At 37.6% G+C, this 213-nt stretch carries 1 protein-coding gene; it reads right to left on the bottom strand.

Going from position 1 to position 213, the window contains the following annotated elements:
- Positions 1-28: 28 nt before the first annotated feature.
- Positions 29-213, bottom strand: a 185-nt coding sequence (locus GVK91_RS27315) for a hypothetical protein (protein ID WP_200845732.1), incomplete at its 5' end; no start/stop codon positions are given.

The following is a 213-nucleotide window of genomic DNA, read 5'->3' as shown; positions in this document are numbered from 1 at the left end:
AGGGGTATAACCAAAATCAAAAATTCTCCTATAAAATCTCTGCTTCACCAATAAGTCTAGGTCCTTCATGTAGCCACCATTTACGGCCTTTTGTCAAATATTGCTCCAGCTCTTTTACAAGGAGAAAGCGAATAGTCGCAATTCTTTCTTGTCCAGGCATTAGATCTTCGCCCTCAAAATTTATATTACCTATATAAGTCCGCTGTAATTTAC

Source organism: Sphingobacterium sp. 18053 (assembly GCF_902706145.1).
GTDB classification, from domain to species: Bacteria; Bacteroidota; Bacteroidia; order Sphingobacteriales; family Sphingobacteriaceae; genus Sphingobacterium; species Sphingobacterium paramultivorum.
Note: the sequence above shows the minus strand (reverse complement) of the source record. Positions and strands in the feature narration are given on the sequence as shown.